Source organism: Rothia sp. HMSC069D01, from assembly GCF_001810135.1.
Lineage (GTDB): Bacteria > Actinomycetota > Actinomycetes > Actinomycetales > Micrococcaceae > Rothia.
This window is the reverse complement of the sequence record NZ_KV800108.1, coordinates 80,406-98,158: the sequence shown is the minus strand read 5'-3', so window position 1 is coordinate 98,158 and position 17,753 is coordinate 80,406. Positions and strand designations below refer to the sequence as shown.

The following is a 17,753-nucleotide window of genomic DNA, read 5'->3' as shown; positions in this document are numbered from 1 at the left end:
CGGGAAAGTTTGAAGCTTTCCCGCCGCTTTTCTGTATCCGCTTCTATACCCTTTGTACCCCACCCGCGCATCGGATGCGGCAACAATAAAGGCACAAGAAACCGCCGCCCGGCCGTGAGAGTTCACGACCGGGCGGCGGTTCTATATACCGGGCGTACAGGCGAAGGATTACCCTCAGCTACGCATCGGAAAGATTGGTAAACGGCTTAGCGCTTGACCTCGTTCTCCTCGTAAGGACGCAGAGCCTCGCGCTCGCCCTCAGCACCGTAGACGCGGTGTACCTGAACCATGTTGGTGGTACCTGCGCGGCCTGCGGGAGCACCGGCAGCAACGACGACCAGGTCGCCAGCTTCTGCCAGACCGTTCTTCAGCAGGTACTCGTCCACGAAGTGGAACAGACCTTCCTGATCGGTAATCATCTCAACCTGCTCAGCCTCAACGCCCCACAGCATGGACAGGAAGGAGCGAACCTTCGAGCTGGTGGTGAACGCGACAATCGGGGTCTCGGGACGCAGACGTGCCAGACGACGTGCGGAGTCACCGGACTGGGTGAAAGTAACGATGAGCTTTGCATCCAGCTGGTCAGCAATGTTCACAGCTGCGCGGGTGATTGCGCCACCGCGGGTGCGGGGCTTGCGGTCCAGCTCGGGCACGCGGTACAGACCGCCCTTTTCGGTGTCCTTGACGATTGCAGCCATAGCCTGCAGGGTCAGGATCGGGTACTTACCGACCGAGGTCTCACCGGAGAGCATCACTGCGTCTGCGCCGTCGAGGATTGCGTTAGCGCAGTCAGAAACCTCTGCACGGGTGGGGACGGGGTTGTCGGTCATGGACTCGAGCACCTGGGTTGCCACGATGACGGGCTTTGCCCAGCGGCGTGCCATGTCGATTGCCTTCTTCTGGACGAGGGGAACCTCGGAGAAGGGCAGCTCAACACCGAGGTCACCACGAGCGACCATGATGCCGTCGAACTTGTCGATGATGTCCTGCAGGTTCTCAACTGCCTGGGGCTTCTCGATCTTGGCGATGACGGGTACGCGGATACCCTCTTCGTCCATGATCTTGTGGACGGGGTCAACGTCTGCGCCGGTACGGACGAAGGAGAGTGCAATGATGTCTGCACCCATCTTCAGTGCGAAGCGCAGGTCGTTTGCGTCCTTCTCGGTCAGTGCGGGCAGGGAGACTGCTGCGCCGGGCAGGTTGATGCCCTTGTTGTTGGAGATGGGACCACCGACGACCACGCGGGTGCGAACGCGGGTGGGAGTTACCTCAATAGCTTCGAGGCGGATCTTGCCATCGTCGAGCAGGAGCTTGTCACCGAGCTTTACGTCGCCGGGCAGACCCTTGTAGGTGGTGCCACAGATTTCTGCGGTACCTTCAACGTCTTCGGAGGTGATGGTGAAGTCTGCGCCGGGCTCAAGGTATTCCTTGCCGTTTGCGAAACGCTCGAGGCGAATCTTGGGGCCCTGCAGGTCGGCGAGGATAGCAACGTCCTTACCGAGCTTTGCAGACTGGTCACGGATGGTGTCGTAGCGTGCCTGGTGCTCGGCGTGGTCACCGTGGCTCATGTTTAGACGGGCGACGTTCAGGCCAGCCTTGATTGCCTCGGAGATCTTCTCGGGGGATTCGATTGCCGGACCGATGGTTGCAACGATTTTTGCGCGCCTCATGTACCTAACCTTTGTGTGTTGTTTCATGTGGCCCCTGAGGGCTCACACTGATTTTCCGGGGAAGACTAACGTCAAATTCCCAATTATTCCCACGTGCTCCAACATGTAGCCACGTGCCGGATGCGTGGGTTTCTTATCTAATTATAGGGGTTTTAGTGTCATTTGGGTATGCTTCTCCCGCCCCTTTCAGTCAGAAGAATAGTGTTTCAGGTCGCATTTTGAGTACAACTTCTCCCCATCAATCGCATCCCAAGAATCCAATTTTTACCCCCACCACCTCCAACTCGCCCGGAAAGTAGATTAGGGTACTTTTTACCCATACTTAGCCCCTACTGCGCAATATTTAGTCACACTCGAGAACGTTCGAGCATATTACAAAAACTTAGAGACACTCAGAGTGGGCTATGAGAAGATAGATAGGGCATCCAAGAGCTAGGCGATTTCACATTTTCGCGCGCCTAGCCTATATTGGAACCCATAATTAGTATTTGAAATGCGAAATATATCTGGAAGGTTCACAGATGACTACTCGCGTGCTGATTATCTTCGGCTCCACCTACGGCTACACCGAACAGTACGCCACCTGGCTGGCAGAAGATCTGCGTGCGCTCCCGCAGGCTCCCGAAGTTGAGACTGTCCCCGCCTCCAAGGTCACCCCCGAGCAGGCAGAGACATTCGATGCTTTCGTCATTGCCGGCAGCGACTACGGTGGATTCCTCAACGGCGCACCGGCACTTCGCAAGAAGATTCTGCCGATCATTGCACCCAAGAAGAACCGCACCGCCTTCTTCACCGTCTCCTTCACCGGTGAGTACTCGAAGAAGCTGCTGGACAAGGCCGTCGCCAAGAGCTACACCCCCGAACTGACCGAAGGTCGCCCCGTCTACCACCTGCGTGGCGGCATCGACTTCGACAAGATTTCGCTGGCTCACAAGACCGCCCTGAAGGGCCCGGTGCGCGCATGGCTCATGGCGAACCCGAACCCCAACGAGGGCATCAAGCAGATGCTCGAATGCTACAAGACCGGCAAGGCTGAGTACATCGATCGCGAGACCCTCAAGCCGCTGATTGAGGACATCGCAAAGTTCCTCTAAGCCTTTCGGGAAACACAAGCTTTCGCCTCTTCCCACCCGTCTCTTTCAGCCGGACACCAGAACCTGAAAGAGCGGGCGGGAAGAGCCGAGAAAAACGTGCCAACAGGCACCATATACGTGGTCGATGACTCTTCATCTCTCCTGCATCGGCCATGTAACTCCGGATGCTAGGTGCGAGGCCGCACCCCAACAGTAGCCGGATACTGAGGGGGTGGGTCTTTGTGTGTGCGGCCCACCCCCTTCCTTTATGCCCCAAGAGGTATTCCCTCAGTCCGATCACACCGCGCTCGACACCCCGCTAGACACCTCGACAGGCAGGCAACCCAATAGCGCGGTCCACACAGTGAAATGTGCAACGCAGCAACGTGTCGCGTGCCTAAAATTCTTCACAAAAATTTGAGCCAATAAATGCACCGACAAGCCACAAAGTAAAACAGGCACCCCAAAGATTCCAGGTTACTGTGCACTCTGCGAAAGATATGCCGCCAGAATGACACCCCAAATCATTGCGCACATCGGTGCAGGTACCGTACGCTGTTAGCTGTGTCAGCCGCATGACATACCCGGCGACCGACACACATCACTTCAACTACCCCACATATTCACTCGTGTCAGAAGCCCCCACACAGGGCCACATCGACACATCCACCTCTCAAACACAGGCAAAATCTATGAAGAAACTCCAGACTGCCGCACGCTCCGCGGCAGCCCGCTCCATCATGGCGTCCGCAGTCACCCTGGTCGCCGCATCCCTCACCTCCGTTCCCGCAGCCTTCGCCGCCCCCAGCGCGAGCGTAGCCGCAGAGGTCAACCCCAACGCATCCTACGAGGAGCTCACCTACGCCCCCGCCCCGGATGCATCCCTGGTCGAACGCTCCAACCCCGCCATGGGTGCGGGCGAGCGCGAACGCCTGGGCACAGCCAATGCACGCACCGGTGCCATCTCCCCCGCTTCTACCGCAACCCTGAGCGGTATTTCCGCGACCCAGAGCTCCGCGCAGGGTCTGGGAGCTGGTCGAGCTCCGGCAGCCGGTCAGGCACTGGCACCCGGTCAAGCGCTGGCACAGGGCCGCTCCGCATGGACCCCCTCCGGCGGCACCCTCGGTATGGACGTCTCCTCGCACCAGCAGAACGTGGACTGGGCGAGCGCCTACGCCGCAGGTTCCCGCTTCGCCTACGTGAAGGCAACCGAGGGCACCTACTACACCAACCCCTACTTCGGTCAGCAGTACAACGGTTCGGCACAGGTCGGCATGGTGCGTGGCGCCTACCACTTCGCAAACCCCCGCACCTCCTCGGGTGCCGATCAGGCACGCTACTTCGTGCAGAATGGTGGCGCGTGGACTGCCGACGGCAAGACCCTGCCCGGCCTGCTGGACATCGAGTTCAACCCCTACCCCGCCTACGGCAACACCTGCTTCAACATGACCCCGGCACAGCTGACCGCCTGGACCCGCGACTTCGTGGACACCTACCGTTCGCTGACCGGTCGCGACCCGATGGTGTACACCGCAACCTCCTGGTGGTCGCAGTGCGTGGGTTCGCAGCAGTTCGGCGTTCTGCCACTGCACCTGGCAAGCTACTCGACCGTGGTCGGTGCGATTCCGGCGGGTTGGAGCGGCTACGACATTTGGCAGTTCACCGATTCGGGCCCGTTCGTGGGTGACTCGAACTTCTTCCCCGGCACCGTGAACGATCTGAAGGTTCTGGCGAAGAACCCGAAGGCTGTGCACCGCAACTGGTCGAACGGCCAGGACCGCGCTGTGGAAGACCGTGCGGCAAAAGACCGTGCGGCACAGGATTCTAACGTGGTGACCACCGCGACCGGTTCCATTGATATTCGCACCGGCATCGGTAACTTCTGGAATAAGAACCGCTCCTTCTACGGCGACCCGATCGGTACCGAGTACACCCTGACCAACGGCGTGTATGCGCAGAAGTTCACCAACGGCAAGACCATCTACTGGACGAACTCTCACGGTTCGCACTGGCTGGTCACCAACGGCGGCCTGGATCATAAGTTCCGCTCGGACGTGGCACGATTCCGCGGCCTGACCACCGACGAGGAAACCCGCTCCGAGACCATCGCAGTCTCCTTCGCTAACGGTGAGGGCGCCTACTGGTCTGCCGCTACCGGCACCCACATCATCAATGAGCGCGGCTCCATCTACGCGACCTGGCGTGCAGCTGGCATGAGGGGCGTGCCCACCACCGACGAGCAGAACCTGGGCAACGGCCTCATCAAACAGGAATTCACCGGCAACACCACCTACGTGTGGTCCGCACAGACCGGCACCCACCGCCTGCACACCGGCGGCGCGTTCTACCACCGCTTCCTGCAGCACCGCGGAGCCTGGGGTGCACCGGTGACCGACGAGATTGTTACCTCCACGGGTGCTCAGATTCAGTTCGCCTCGGGTAAGGTACTGCTCTGGTCGGATGCGTACGGTGCGTACGAAACCAACGGTAACGGCGCGATTTTCAAGCATTGGGAGAAGAATAGCGCCCGTTACGGTGCGGCACGCGGCGACGAATCCTACGTGAACGGCGTGTACTACATGGACTTTGAGCGCGGCACGATCCGCTGGACCGCGCGGCGCGGTATCTACTAAGAGCGTGGCATTTACTCAACGGCGCGGCAGCTAATAAACACTGCAACGCGCATATAAAAACGAGGGGCACCTGGCAGAGGTGCCCCTCGTTCTTTTGCTACAGGACGTATCTTCTGAACAACACAAAAATCAAGATGCGTTCTGCAGCGGGTGGGTTACCGAGTGAGTAGAGAACCCGGCTATGTTACCCGTGCCGGCAGGTAAATTTATGGCGTGGCGGGTGTGCCGCCTCGAAGTCATGCAGTGTCCTAAAAGCCCCGGATTAGTGTGGCGGACATAGTCCCCATTGACTATGTCCGTGGGGCCCACACTAATCGTTGGTGAGACCTCAATCCGAAGGTGTCTAAAGGGGCGCCTGGCCGGAATTAAGGACTCAATGGTGAATAACGGCACGGTACGAAGATGCTGATATTCACCCGGGTATGGCGTTCCGGGAGAAGGAATCGATATCTAGGAGGGCCGAAACCTTCAGACGTCATATACCGTTACTTCAAGGGTATGTGCAGGGGCGTTCGAAACCTATCTCTTCGGCAAATATTACGCCTCAACCAGTGGTTGAATGTTTACAATACAAGTATGCATTTTGAGGCCTATAGATGTCAAACAAGATACTCTATTGAACTAATTTAGTGAGAATTTTGAGATATTCCCCGAATATTTCAAAAATAAATTTCTGGATATATTACGTTTAGGTGCCTAGTACTCACAGAGGAATTCGGCTCCATACGATAACGGCTCTCAAAAACTCGGCAACTCTGCAACACCGCATTAAAAACACTAAGGCGCACCCCGCGTCGTATGCACAGCAGAAAGAGTACCCATACTCCCCCGCCACACGGGATGCGCCCTAGGCGCTATAACCATCGAAACTACCGGCAAGACCCCAGTCGAGTGAGACCTTGAGGCCCTACCGGGCGCCTCGAACCATCCGCCAGCTTAGAGGCTAGCGAAGTCCAGAACCATACGGCCGGTAATCTTACCAGCAGTCATTTCCTCGAAGACAGCCGGTGCCTCGTCAACCTCACGCAGCTGAACCACCGGAACCACGAGGCCGTCAGCACCGAACTGGAACGCCTCCGCCAAATCCTGACGGGTGCCCACCAGGGAACCCACCACGCGGATACCGTCCAGAACGATCTTCACAATGGACAGCTCCATCATCTCCGAAGGCAGACCAACAGCCACCACGGAACCGCCCGCACGAACCGACTCGATAGCCTGGTTGAACGCAACCTTCGACACAGCGGTCACCACAGCAGCGTGAGCGCCGCCGCCGGTCAGCTCGCGAATACGAGCCGGAACGTCCTCAACCTCACGGCCGTTGATGACGTGATCAGCACCGACCTTACGAGCCAGAGCCAGCTTGTCGTCGTTGATATCAACAGCGATAACCTTGGCACCGAAAACCTTCTTAGCGTACTGAACAGCCAGGTTGCCCAGACCGCCAGCGCCGTAAGCGACCAGCCACTGACCCGGGCGAACCAGCGACTCCTTGGTTGCCTTGTAGGTGGTCACACCAGCGCAGGTAATGGAGCTAGCCTGCGCCGGGTCAAGGCCCTCGGGAACCTTCACAGCATAATCAGCGGGCACCAGGGTGTACTCGCTCATGGCGCCGTCGACGGTGTAGCCGGCGTTCTTGACCGAACGGCACAGGGTCTCACGACCCGAGGTGCAGTACTCGCAGTGGCCGCAGCCCTCAAAGAACCAAGCCACCGACACGCGGTCGCCTTCCTTCAGGGACTCGACGCCCTCGCCGACCTTGACGACACGACCAACGCCCTCGTGGCCCAGAATACGGCCCGGAAGCTCACCGAAATCACCGGCAGCCACGTGCAGGTCAGTGTGGCACACGCCCGAGTACTCAATCTTCACGAGCGCCTGGCCGTGACCAACCTCCGGAACGGGGACCTCACGGACAACAACCGAACCGTCAACCTTCTCAGGGACAACAACAGCCTTCATGGTTTCCTTGCACATGATCTAAACTCCTTTGTCATTGGTAGCCACACTCAAGCCGCAAGCTGCAAACCGCAAGCTGCAATCTACGCTTTGCAACCTAGCGGGGTGGGTGCGCATATTCTTTACATTTCCACAGTACAATGATGAGCTGCCAGTCTAAAGGTTTACCCCCGAATATGACAGAGGGGTTATTTAGGGGTCGGCACGCGAGCGAGGATGAGCTTTCGATAAGATCTATTTCAATCAATGCGCTAAACCGCTAAAAACCGCTAAAGGTTGATATGACTCTATGACGAACCGACACAGAAGATGAGAATGCCTCCCAAACCAGCGGCCTGGGGGCATTCATAAAAAAATTTAAATATTAAGTTTGAGGCGCATACCACCCTAAAGAAAGGGTTCAATCTACACCTATACGATTCCTACAGGCACATAGGAACTCTTAGCCGATGAGACTTAGCTGCCTAGAAGCAGAAAGCAACCTCAATATAGCCGGCGCCGCGCTCACCCGGACCGTTCGGAGCGTTCAACGCCCAACCCAGATCCATGATGCGCACCGTAGAATCCATGAACGTACCACCGCCAGCGCCACCGCCAGCCAGCTGTACCGAACCCACCGCATAGCGGGCACGAGCCGAATCGTTATTCCACTTCTGTGACACCACACGAGCCGAAACACTCAACGCAGCACCCGAGCCGCCGCCGCCATAACCGGCGCCACCGCCTCCAGAAACCACCGACTGGTAGCCATTAAACAGCTCACCAGCGTTCGACGGGCGGTTATCGGCACCCTCCGGGGTCTGATCCCACTGGTACGAATAGCTCGCCACACCATCGGCGCCCTTCGCGCGGAAACCGCTCGCACCCGCCGCACCGGCAGTCGCAGTGCTCACCAGCTTCTGAGTGGAGGTACTCGAAAAACCAATCACCGGGCCGTCAGCAGTCGGCGGGTCCAGCTTCTCACCGCCAGCACCGCCAACACCACCGGCAGCACCCGAACCCGGGTTCACCGTCAGAATCGGCTTAGACTGCGCCTCGTACGAGGTGAAACCAACAAAACCGGGCGAACCGTCGCCGTCACCCGAACCAGCGCCACCACCGGTGCTGAACTGGTGCTCGCCACCGGAGCTATCAAGCGAATAGTGCGCGGTCGGGCGCACAGCACCCGCATTCGCGGGATTCGGCAGAACCGTCGCATACGACGCCAGAACGCCAGCACCGCCACCGCCGCCGGCAACAATCATCGGCACACCATCCACCTCAATAGCGGACGAACCACCGCCGGACGCCGAATACAGCACAGCGCTCATGCCGCCGCGACCGGTCACACCACCAGAAATGCGGGTCAAATCATTAATCGCAGAAACAACGTTCGCGGGAACCGGCGAAGAAGCCTTCGAGGAGCCGCCCACACCGTAGCCGTCGCCACCCTCAGCGGGCTTCAGCTCACCATTACCGATACCGCCCGAACCGGCAGTCAGAGTAATAGTCTGGCCGCCACGCACAGCCATAGAACCCTCCACCATCGCGCCGGAACCGGCATCAGCCACAGTGTAGTTCGTGCCGCCAGCACCGCCCACAGCAGTAAAACGCATACGCTTAGCGCCCGCAGGAACCGTCAGCACGGCAACCTTCTTCACGCCGTCACCGGCAGTGATCATCGTCGAATCCTCGTAAGGGCCGGTGCACTCGCCTTCCTCATCAGAAGCCGCATACGCCGGAATCACCGACGACGCCACAACAACCGGGGCAGCCCACGCCGCACCAGCCACCAGGCGGCGGCGAGACAGACCAGGGCGAGAAGAAGGAGAAACGGGGCGCGAAGAATCGCCGGCAGAAGAGCTCACGATAAAAATCCTGTACGTTGAGTGGGTGTTTCTAAACGCAGACGCGACGGGCTTCACCATTCGAAGAGCCTCATACTCCTTACGCGGAGCCTCATGCCCCTTACGCGGGTGCCCGCCACACGCAATACCTCTATTATGCCTTCTCAACAGCCCAAATCCGTACAGGGCACCGGCACATGCCACCATGAGAACATCCACCAGCAAGAAGCAGACAGCAAGCACAAATAGCGGGCACAAAAAACCGCCGGATGGGGGCACTCCCCCATCCGGCGGTTTTTCTATGAAATTTAGACGGAGCTAGAAGACGAAAGCCAGTAGATGAAAGCTAGGAGCCCTTCGTCGAAGACTCAGAAGAGTCAGAATCCTCGGCGGACTCTGCCTTCTTGGATGCCTTCTCGGTTGCCTTCTCCTCAGCGTCCTCTGCAGACTCATCTGCGGCAGGCTTCGGAGCGAACTCCGCCGGAGCCGGCTCAATACCTGCAGCAGCCTTCGCCGCCGCACGACGACCAGCCACCACAAAACCAGCAGCACCCAGCAGAACCAGCAACAGAGCAGTCCACACGTGAATACGAACGCCCCAGAGCATCTCCGAGGTATCAATACGCAAGAACATCTCAATGAAGAGGCGACCCACACCGTAGTAGAACACGTACAGCCACAGGGTCTGCCCCAGCTTCAGCACGCCCTTACGGCCCAGCCACAGTAGCAACGCCACACCCAGCAGGTTCCACAGCGACTCGTACAGGAACGTCGGATGGAACAGCGTACCCGCCGGATACTGGGTCGGGAAATTACCGCTCGAGGCGCTAATCTCCAAGCCCCACGGCAGAGTCGTCGGCTTGCCGAACAGCTCCTGGTTGAACCAGTTACCCCAGCGGCCAAATGCCTGAGCCAGCAGAATACCCGGCGCTACCGCATCCGCAAAAGCGGGGAAATTCATCCCGTAGCGGCGGCAACCATACCAGGCGCCCAACGCACCAACCGACACGGCACCCATAATGCCGATGCCGCCCTCCCAAATCTTCAGGAAAGCCCACGGATCAGCAACATTCGGACCGAAATAGCTACCCGGGTCAGTAATCAGCACATGGTAGGCGCGGGCACCAATAATGCCCGCCGGAATAGCCCACATCGCCACGTCAAAAACGCGCTCAGGGGTACCACCCGCCGCCTTCCAACGGCGAGAACCCAGCCACAAGCACACCGCCATACCCGCCAGAATACACAGGGCATAGAAATGCACACGGAACGGGCCCAGCTGCAGGTACGAAACGCTCGGAGAGGGAATCGAAGCCAGCACGTTAGCTACCGGCGCGCTCGCCAGCGACAGCACATCAGACATTAGCCTTCACGCCCCGCCAGCTCACGGGTCAGCTTAGCCACCGCCTCAACACCGCCAGAAGCCAAAGCCTTCACCAGCGCGGTACCGACAATCACGCCATCCGCATACTCGCCAATCTCCTCAACGTGGGCACGAGTCGAAACGCCCAGGCCCACGCACGCACGAGGCGCACCGGCAGCCTTAATGTCCGCAACCAGGGTGCGTGCCGCCTCCGACACGGAGGTGCGGGCACCGGTCACGCCCATCACGGATACGGCGTACACGAAGCCGCTCGACGCCTTCGCGATGGTCGCCAGGCGCTCCGGCGACGAAGACAGAGCAGCCAAGAAAATACGGTCCAGACCGTACTCATCAGAAGCCTCAAACCACGCCGACGCCTCATCAGGCACCAGGTCCGGGGTGATCATGCCCGCGCCACCGGCTGCAGCCAAATCACGCGCAAAATTCTTCACACCGTACGCCAGAACCGGGTTCCAGTACGTCATCACGACAACCACCGCGTCGGTCGCCTCGGTAATGCGGCGGACAGCCTCAAAGAGCTGAGGAAGCTTGAAACCGTTCTCCAGCGCCACGCCGGTCGCCTTCTGAATCACCGGGCCATCCATGACCGGATCAGAATAAGGCACGCCCAGCTCAATAATGTCCGCGCCGTTATTGCCCAAAGCAATCGCCGCGTCAATCGACTCGTCCAGGGTCGGGAAGCCCACCGGCAGGTAGCCAATCAGCGCCGCACGCCCCTGCTTCTCACACTCAGCCAGGCGAGCCGCCAGCGGCGAATCGGGGTTAGCAGTCGGGAACGTACCGTCCAGCACCTCAAAGGGTGCCGCCTGAGAAATAGCGTCCTGGTAGCTCATTACTTAGCCTCACTTTCAGCCTGTGCGTTCTGTGCAGCGGATGCGGCAGCTTCCTTATTACCGGTCATCAGGGTCGAGGACGGAATCGCCTTACCCAGGCCGAACCACTTCAGCGCGGTCTCCATGTCCTTATCGCCGCGGCCCGACAGGCAGACAATCATCGTCTTCTCGCGTGCCGCCTCCGGATCCTCAGCAGCCCAACGCTGGCACACGCGCAACGCGCCCGCCAGAGCGTGCGAGGACTCAATCGCCGGAATAATACCCTCGGTGCGGCAGAGCAGACGCAGAGCGTCCATCGCCTCGGTGTCAGTCACCGGCTCGTAGGTCACGCGACCAATATCGGACAGGTAGGAGTGCTCCGGACCCACGCCCGGGTAATCCAGACCAGCAGAAATCGAATGGGACTCAATGGTCTGGCCGTCCTCATCTTGCATCAGGTAGGTCATCGCGCCGTGCAGCATGCCCGGGCGGCCCAGAGTAATGGTCGCCGCGTGACGGCCGGTCTCCACGCCGTCGCCGCCAGCCTCAAAACCGTAAATCTCAACCGACGAATCGTCCAAGAACGCGTGGAACAGACCAATCGCGTTCGAACCGCCACCCACGCAGGCAGCAATACCATCGGGCAGGCGGCCAGTCTCAGCAAGAATCTGCTCGCGCGCCTCAGAACCAATAGCGTCGTGGAAGAAACGCACCATCGCAGGGAACGGGTGCGCACCCGCGGCGGTACCCAGCAGGTAGTGGGTGTTCTCAACGTTCGCAACCCAGTCGCGCAGCGCCTCATTAATGGCGTCCTTGAGGGTGCGGGAACCGTTCTGAACCGCAATCACCTTCGCGCCCAGCAACTGCATACGAGCCACGTTCAGCGACTGACGCTCAGTGTCTTCCTCACCCATGTAGACCACGCACTCCATGCCAAACAGCGCAGCCGCAGTCGCAGTCGCAACACCGTGCTGACCCGCACCGGTCTCAGCAATCAGACGGGTCTTGCCCATACGCTTAGCCAGCAGAGCCTGACCAATCACGTTATTAATCTTGTGGCTACCCGTGTGGTTCAGGTCCTCACGCTTGAGGAACACACGCGCACCAGCATGCTCAGAGAACTTCGGAACCTCAGTCAGCAGCGACGGACGGTTCGAATACTCAGCAGAAAGACGCTGGAACTCAGCAATGAACTCGGGGTCGTTCTTCGCCTCGTTAAAGGTCGCCTCCAGCTCATCCATGGCGGCAATCAGCGACTCGGGCATCCACCGCCCGCCGTACTCACCAAAATAGGGGCCGGGGGCATTCTTCAACGACTCGCCGTTGAGGAAAGCTTCTGCCAGGTTCTCGCTCATCACTATTCCTTCCCTGGATGGTTGCCGCCGGACGCGCGCCGCGGGTAGGGCGGGGCATCAGGCCTGATCACAGCGAAACACCACGCCAACCGCGAATAGGTGGACGGTGTTCGCACATATCCCCCTATAGTACCCGGGCGCAGGCGGTGAACAATACCCCGGGGTGCACATGACCATTCCTAGGACATGTGACGTTCGCCAGGGCGGGTGTATCCGCGGGTATGGGCGGCTCGCATGGGAAGGTTTAAACGCTGGGAAGAAGCGGCGAGGCAGGGGCGCTCGGCTGGGTCTGGCCGGGTCGGGCAGGGTCTGGCAAGCGCGGCGGACTACAGCAGCTCGCGCAGCTCCTCCATCTGCTGAGAAAGCACCGTCGACACGCCACCGCGCATCGACACCCCGTACAGGGTCTCCGCAATCTGCATCGTGCGCTTCTGATGCGTCACCACAATCAGCTGCGAACGCTCCCCCAGCTCACCAATCACCTGCAGCAGGCGCGAGAGGTTGCGGTCATCTAGCGCCGCCTCAACCTCATCCAGGGCGTAGAACGGCGACGGGCGAGACATATAAATCGCAATCAGCAACGCCAGCGACGCGAGCGAACGCTCACCGCCGGACAGCAGCGACAGGCGCTTGACCTTCTTACCCGCCGGGCGCGCGTGAATCTCCACACCCGAGTTCAACGGATCGGAGGGGTCGTCCAGCTCCAGGTGGCCCTCGCCTCCCGGGAACAGGGTCTCAAAGATGCGGCGGTAGTGGGTGTTAATGTCCTCCATCGCGGCGGTGAACACCTCCGCAATGTGGCTGCTGACCTCGTCCATGACCGTGTTCAGGTCGCGGCGGGTCGCCTTCAAATCCTCAATCTGCTGGTTCAGGTAGGCGTGGCGTTCGGACAGCGCCTCGTACTCCTCCAGCGCCAGGGGGTTAATGGCGCCCAGCGCCTCCAGTTCGGCGCGGGTTGCCTTGAGGCGAGCGCGGACGCTCTCGGTGGAGGCTTCGGTGGCCTCTGATGCCGTTTCGGTAGCAGCATTTTCGGAGGCGTCGTTTTCGGACGCCTCATCTGCGGGCACGTCAACCGGCAGCTGCTCGGAGTACTCCTCCTCCAGCTGCTCCAAGGTCAAACCGGTCACCAGGCGGGCACGCTCAGCCAGCGCCTGCACACGCTCCTGTACGCGCGCCGCCTCCGTCTGGGTGCGCGCCAGCAGGGTCAGTGCCGCCGCGTGCGCCGCCTGCAAATCCTGCACCTCATCGTTCGTGCTGGTCAGGCCCTCCTGGGCGTTCTTCAGGGCGCCGCTCAGCTCGTGCAGCTGCTGCTCACGCTCGCTCACCTGCTCGGCAAGCACCTCACCCAGACGCTGGGCGCGGCGCTCAATTGTCGCCGCGGGAGCCTGCTCCCCCGTGCCCGCCAGGTAGGAATCCTCGCGGGTGCGCGCCGACTCGTAGGCGGTGCGCGCTTCGGCTACGGATTCCTCCGCGGCGGTGAGGCGCTCGTTCAGGCGGGCGCGCTCATTCTGAATATTCTGCGCGGATGCTTCCAGGGACTCCGCCTGGGCGCGGGCGCGGGCATGCTCGGCGCTCGCCACGCCCGCCGCCTTCGCTGCCTCGCGTTCTGCTTCGACCGCCGATTCTGCCGCGGTCTGAGCCTGCTGAACGGCCTGCTCGGCTTCGTCTAGTTCGGTGCGGGTGCGGGTCACGACCTGGGAGGCGGCGCGGTATGCGGCGGCGAGTTCCAGGGGGCTGGCGCCCTCAGCCGGGTAGAGCAGGCTGTAGCGGGTGTGTTCGGTGCCTGCGGGGTCAAAAATACGCCAGATAGTGCGCTGACCTGCGAGGGTATTCTCTGCGAGCAGGTGCAGGGCTTGCTCTGCGGAGGCGGCATCCGGCGCGAACAGCACGCCCGCCAGGCGCTCACTCAGCGCCGCGGTGACGCGCGCCAGGGCGTGCTCGTCGATGCCGGCGAGTGCGGCGGCATCCTCGCTGAGCGGTTCAATCATCTCGGTTGCGGGGCGGATACCCAGCTCACGCAGCTCGGTGGCGCAGGGTTCGGGCAGGGTGGTTTCGGGCAGTTCTGTTGAAAGTTCCTTCGCGGCAGATTCACTGCTTTCATCACCCTGATCACCACGCAGCTGCGACACCTCGGCGCCCTCAACCGGCACGCTCAACACTGCGGTCGCCAGCGAGGTCAGCGCCGCAGACGCCGCACGCGCGTACTCGGGGTCAATCTGCACGGCATCCAGCACGCGCAGCAGGCTCGCGCCCTCTGCCTCACTCGAAGGCTCCACGAGCTCGCCGGTCTCGGGGTCGAACACCGCCTCAGCAGATTCAGTGTCCAGTTCGGCGGGCGCCTCTCCCAGGCTCTGGCCCAGCGCCTCACGCAGGGTTGCGGCACGCTCTGCCGCCGCCGCGTAGGCGCGGGTCGCCTCCACCGCAGCGGCGCGGGCGGCATTCAGCCGGGCCTGCGCGCGGGCACGAGACTGCGCCGCCTCACCCGAGGCGCGCTCAGTCTGCGCCACCTCGGACGCCGCCTTCTCAACATTCTTCAGCGCCGCATCGTAGCGTTCCTCAAAGCTGGCGTAGCTTTCCACCGCGCGCTCTGCCTCTTCGCGGCGCTCCTCCAGCAGTTCCAGGGCGCGTTCGTATCCGGCGCGGGCGGCGGCGGTTGCCTCGGTCAGTTCCACGCGGTAGGTGCGCACGCGCTCGGCGGCGATGGACTGCACGGTGCGCACGCGCGCGGCGGACTCGCGCAGGGTCGACACGGCCTTCTGACAGGCGGTGACCTCGGCGTTCAGGCGGTTCTGCTCCTGCTGATGCTTCGCGGATGCGGCACGCGCCGCCTCCAGCTGTTCTTTCAGGGCTTCGGCGCGGCGGGTACCTTCCGCCTCGGAGGCGAGAGCCTGCGTCTGCTCAGCCTGCAGAATACCCAGCTGACGGGTCAAAAGCACCGCCTCCAGCTGGCGGATGCGCGCCTGCAGCTGGCGCGCGGTCGCGGCGGATTCTGCCTGCTCGCTCAGCGGCTGCAACTGCGAATCCAGCTCGGCAACCAGGTCGCTCAGGCGGGTAACGTTCGATGCCACAGACTCCAGCTTGCGGCTGGTCTTCTCCTGGCGGCGGCGGTACTTGACCACGCCCGCCGCCTGCTCGATCATGTCGCGGCGCTGCTGCGCGGTGGCGTGCAGGACCGCATCCAGCTGACCCTGGCCGACGAGCACGTGCATCTGCTGACCCAGACCCGCCTCCGAGAGCAGGTCCTGAATGTCGGCAAGGCGCGCCGGGGAGCCGTTAATCTCGTACTCGCTGCCGCCGGAGCGGAACATGGTGCGCGAAATCTGCACCCGATCAGCGGGAATGCTGAGGGTGCCATCAGAATTATCGAAAGTCAGGGTGACTTTGGCGCGGCCCAGGGGTGCACGCTGGGCGCCGTCGCCCGAACCAGCCTCACCGGAGCCCGCGAAGATAACGTCCTTCATGCTGCCGCCGCGCAGGCTCTTAGCGCCCTGCTCACCCATGACCCAGGCGAGCGCATCCAGCACGTTGGACTTGCCGGAGCCGTTGGGGCCGACCACCGCGTTAATGCCGGGGGTGAACTCAAAAGTGGTTGCGGAGGCGAAAGACTTGAACCCGCGCAGGGTCAGCGACATCAGGTGCACAAGGGGCCTTTCTGCAGAAGAACTGGTGTGTGCCGGGCACGTTCTGTGGTGCGTGGCGGCATCCCTCTAGTGTACGCGGTGCGGCGGGCGGGCGGCGTGAACGTGCACGGGGTGAAGGGGGTTCAAAGTTCCTCATTCTGCATCATCTTACGCGCGGGGTGAACGGGCGCGTTCATATTGGGTCTACGGATACGGGTTCGCCCGGTCGGTGCGGTAGATTGGAATGAGCATCACGAATTCTGCGGGGCCGCTGTGCGCATCCCCGCCGTCTTTGTATCCCACTGACTTCTATTTACAAGGGCCACACCATTGATGAATGCATCCGCCGATAAGGTCGGCACAAACTCTGACATTCGCCACGCTAACGCAGCTCTGCTGTCTATTACCCATGAGCTGCCTCCGGAGGTCGTCACGAGCGACTACTTCGATGAGCAGCTGGCCCAAACCTACAAGCGTCTGCGCATGCCGAAGGGCCTGCTGGAGCGTCTTGCCGGTATTAGCACTCGCCGCGGTTGGGCTGAGGGCCAGACCTTCGAGGACGGCGTTGTTGCCGCAGCCGAGAAGGCTATCGAGCAGGCGGGTATTGACCGCTCCCAGATTGGCCTGCTGATTAACGCTTCGGTGACTCGCGATAACTTTGAGCCCGCCGTTTCGGTGGGTGTGCACGACCGTCTGGAGCTGCCGCGTCACGCCCTGAACTTCGATATTACGAACGCCTGCCTGGGCTTTGTGAACGCGATGACTGTCGCCTCCACCATGATTGATGCGGGCGCTATCGACTACGCTCTGATTGTCGCTGGCGAGGACCCCTCCCCGTGGCACCGTACCGCGGTGCGCATCCTGAACAACCCCGATTCGACCCGCGAGGATGTGCTGGCTCAGTTTGCGACCCTGACCCTCGGTTCGGGCGCGGCGGCGGCTGTGATTGGCCGTGCTGACCGCCACCCGGAGGGTCACCGCATCGTCGGTTCGGTGTCCCGCGCGGGCACTGAGCACCGTAACCTGTGCATCGGTGGCGAGGCGGATCAGGGCATGAACACTGACGCTGAGGGCCTGCTCAAGCACGGTCTGGAGCTGGTGGCGCAGGCGTGGGAGCAGGCGCATCAGGACGGCTGGGAGTGGAACGATATGACCTCCTACGTGACCCATCAGATTTCTAACGCCCACACAAACGCCATTATTGAGGCGGTCGGTATTGAGCGTGAGCGCATCCCCTTGACCTTCCCGAAGTGGGGCAATGTGGCTGCGGCGGCTCTGCCGATGACTCTCGCCGAGTGCGCGCCGACCTACACGAAGGGCGACCGTATTCTGTGCATGGGTGTGGGTTCTGGCCTGAACACTGCCCTGCTTGAGATTCAGTGGTAACCCGTTAGCCAGCAGCCCTTAGCCGGCAGCCCTTA

Annotated in this window: 10 protein-coding genes; 3 read left to right on the top strand and 7 right to left on the bottom strand. The window is 61.1% G+C overall.

The annotated features are described in order from the left end of the window. Window positions 1-206 precede the first annotated feature (206 nt). The gene (pyk, locus tag HMPREF2710_RS04915) at window positions 207-1,670 is read right to left on the bottom strand and encodes a pyruvate kinase (RefSeq protein ID WP_049363045.1); all 1,464 of its coding nucleotides are present in this window, start codon (window positions 1,668-1,670) and stop codon (window positions 207-209) included. A gap of 521 nt (window positions 1,671-2,191) precedes the next feature. Between pyk and HMPREF2710_RS04910 the strand changes: the two genes are divergently transcribed. Both HMPREF2710_RS04910 and HMPREF2710_RS04905 read left to right on the top strand, forming a co-directional pair. Next, on the top strand, window positions 2,192-2,764 hold the full coding sequence (locus tag HMPREF2710_RS04910) for a flavodoxin domain-containing protein (RefSeq protein ID WP_070599834.1): 573 nt from the start codon (window positions 2,192-2,194) through the stop codon (window positions 2,762-2,764). 671 nt (window positions 2,765-3,435) lie between these two features. Continuing rightward, on the top strand, window positions 3,436-5,376 hold the full coding sequence (locus HMPREF2710_RS04905) for a lysozyme (RefSeq protein WP_070599832.1): 1,941 nt from the start codon (window positions 3,436-3,438) through the stop codon (window positions 5,374-5,376). Window positions 5,377-6,312: 936 nt separating this feature from the next. Here HMPREF2710_RS04905 and adhP read toward each other — a convergent pair. The 6 genes from adhP to HMPREF2710_RS04875 all read right to left on the bottom strand — a co-directional run bounded on the left by adhP (window position 6,313) and on the right by HMPREF2710_RS04875 (window position 16,344). Next, window positions 6,313-7,338, bottom strand: coding sequence for an alcohol dehydrogenase AdhP (gene adhP / locus HMPREF2710_RS04900; RefSeq protein ID WP_049349127.1), 1,026 nt, complete (start codon window positions 7,336-7,338; stop codon window positions 6,313-6,315). A gap of 461 nt (window positions 7,339-7,799) precedes the next feature. Then, window positions 7,800-9,182: a phosphoenolpyruvate synthase gene (locus HMPREF2710_RS04895; RefSeq protein ID WP_070599831.1), complete on the bottom strand. Its 1,383-nt coding sequence runs from the start codon at window positions 9,180-9,182 to the stop codon at window positions 7,800-7,802. A gap of 325 nt (window positions 9,183-9,507) precedes the next feature. Beyond that, window positions 9,508-10,524: a prolipoprotein diacylglyceryl transferase gene (gene lgt / locus HMPREF2710_RS04890; protein WP_070599829.1), complete on the bottom strand. Its 1,017-nt coding sequence runs from the start codon at window positions 10,522-10,524 to the stop codon at window positions 9,508-9,510. Further along, window positions 10,524-11,378 (bottom strand): tryptophan synthase subunit alpha, encoded by an 855-nt coding sequence (gene trpA / locus HMPREF2710_RS04885; protein ID WP_070599827.1) that lies wholly within the window; start codon window positions 11,376-11,378, stop codon window positions 10,524-10,526. The genes lgt and trpA overlap by 1 nt, the downstream gene beginning before the upstream one ends. Further along, window positions 11,378-12,712, bottom strand: a complete 1,335-nt coding sequence (trpB, locus tag HMPREF2710_RS04880) for a tryptophan synthase subunit beta (RefSeq protein WP_070599825.1) — start codon at window positions 12,710-12,712, stop codon at window positions 11,378-11,380. Before trpB ends, trpA begins: the two co-directional genes overlap by 1 nt. A gap of 326 nt (window positions 12,713-13,038) precedes the next feature. Continuing rightward, a complete protein-coding gene (locus HMPREF2710_RS04875; RefSeq protein ID WP_083303514.1) occupies window positions 13,039-16,344 on the bottom strand; it encodes a chromosome segregation SMC family protein in 3,306 nt (1,101 codons plus the stop codon). A 321-nt stretch (window positions 16,345-16,665) separates the two neighbouring features. Here HMPREF2710_RS04875 and HMPREF2710_RS04870 point away from each other — a divergent pair, with 321 nt between their 5' ends. Next, window positions 16,666-17,718 (top strand): 3-oxoacyl-ACP synthase III, encoded by a 1,053-nt coding sequence (locus HMPREF2710_RS04870; RefSeq protein WP_049363034.1) that lies wholly within the window; start codon window positions 16,666-16,668, stop codon window positions 17,716-17,718. Window positions 17,719-17,753 lie beyond the last annotated feature (35 nt).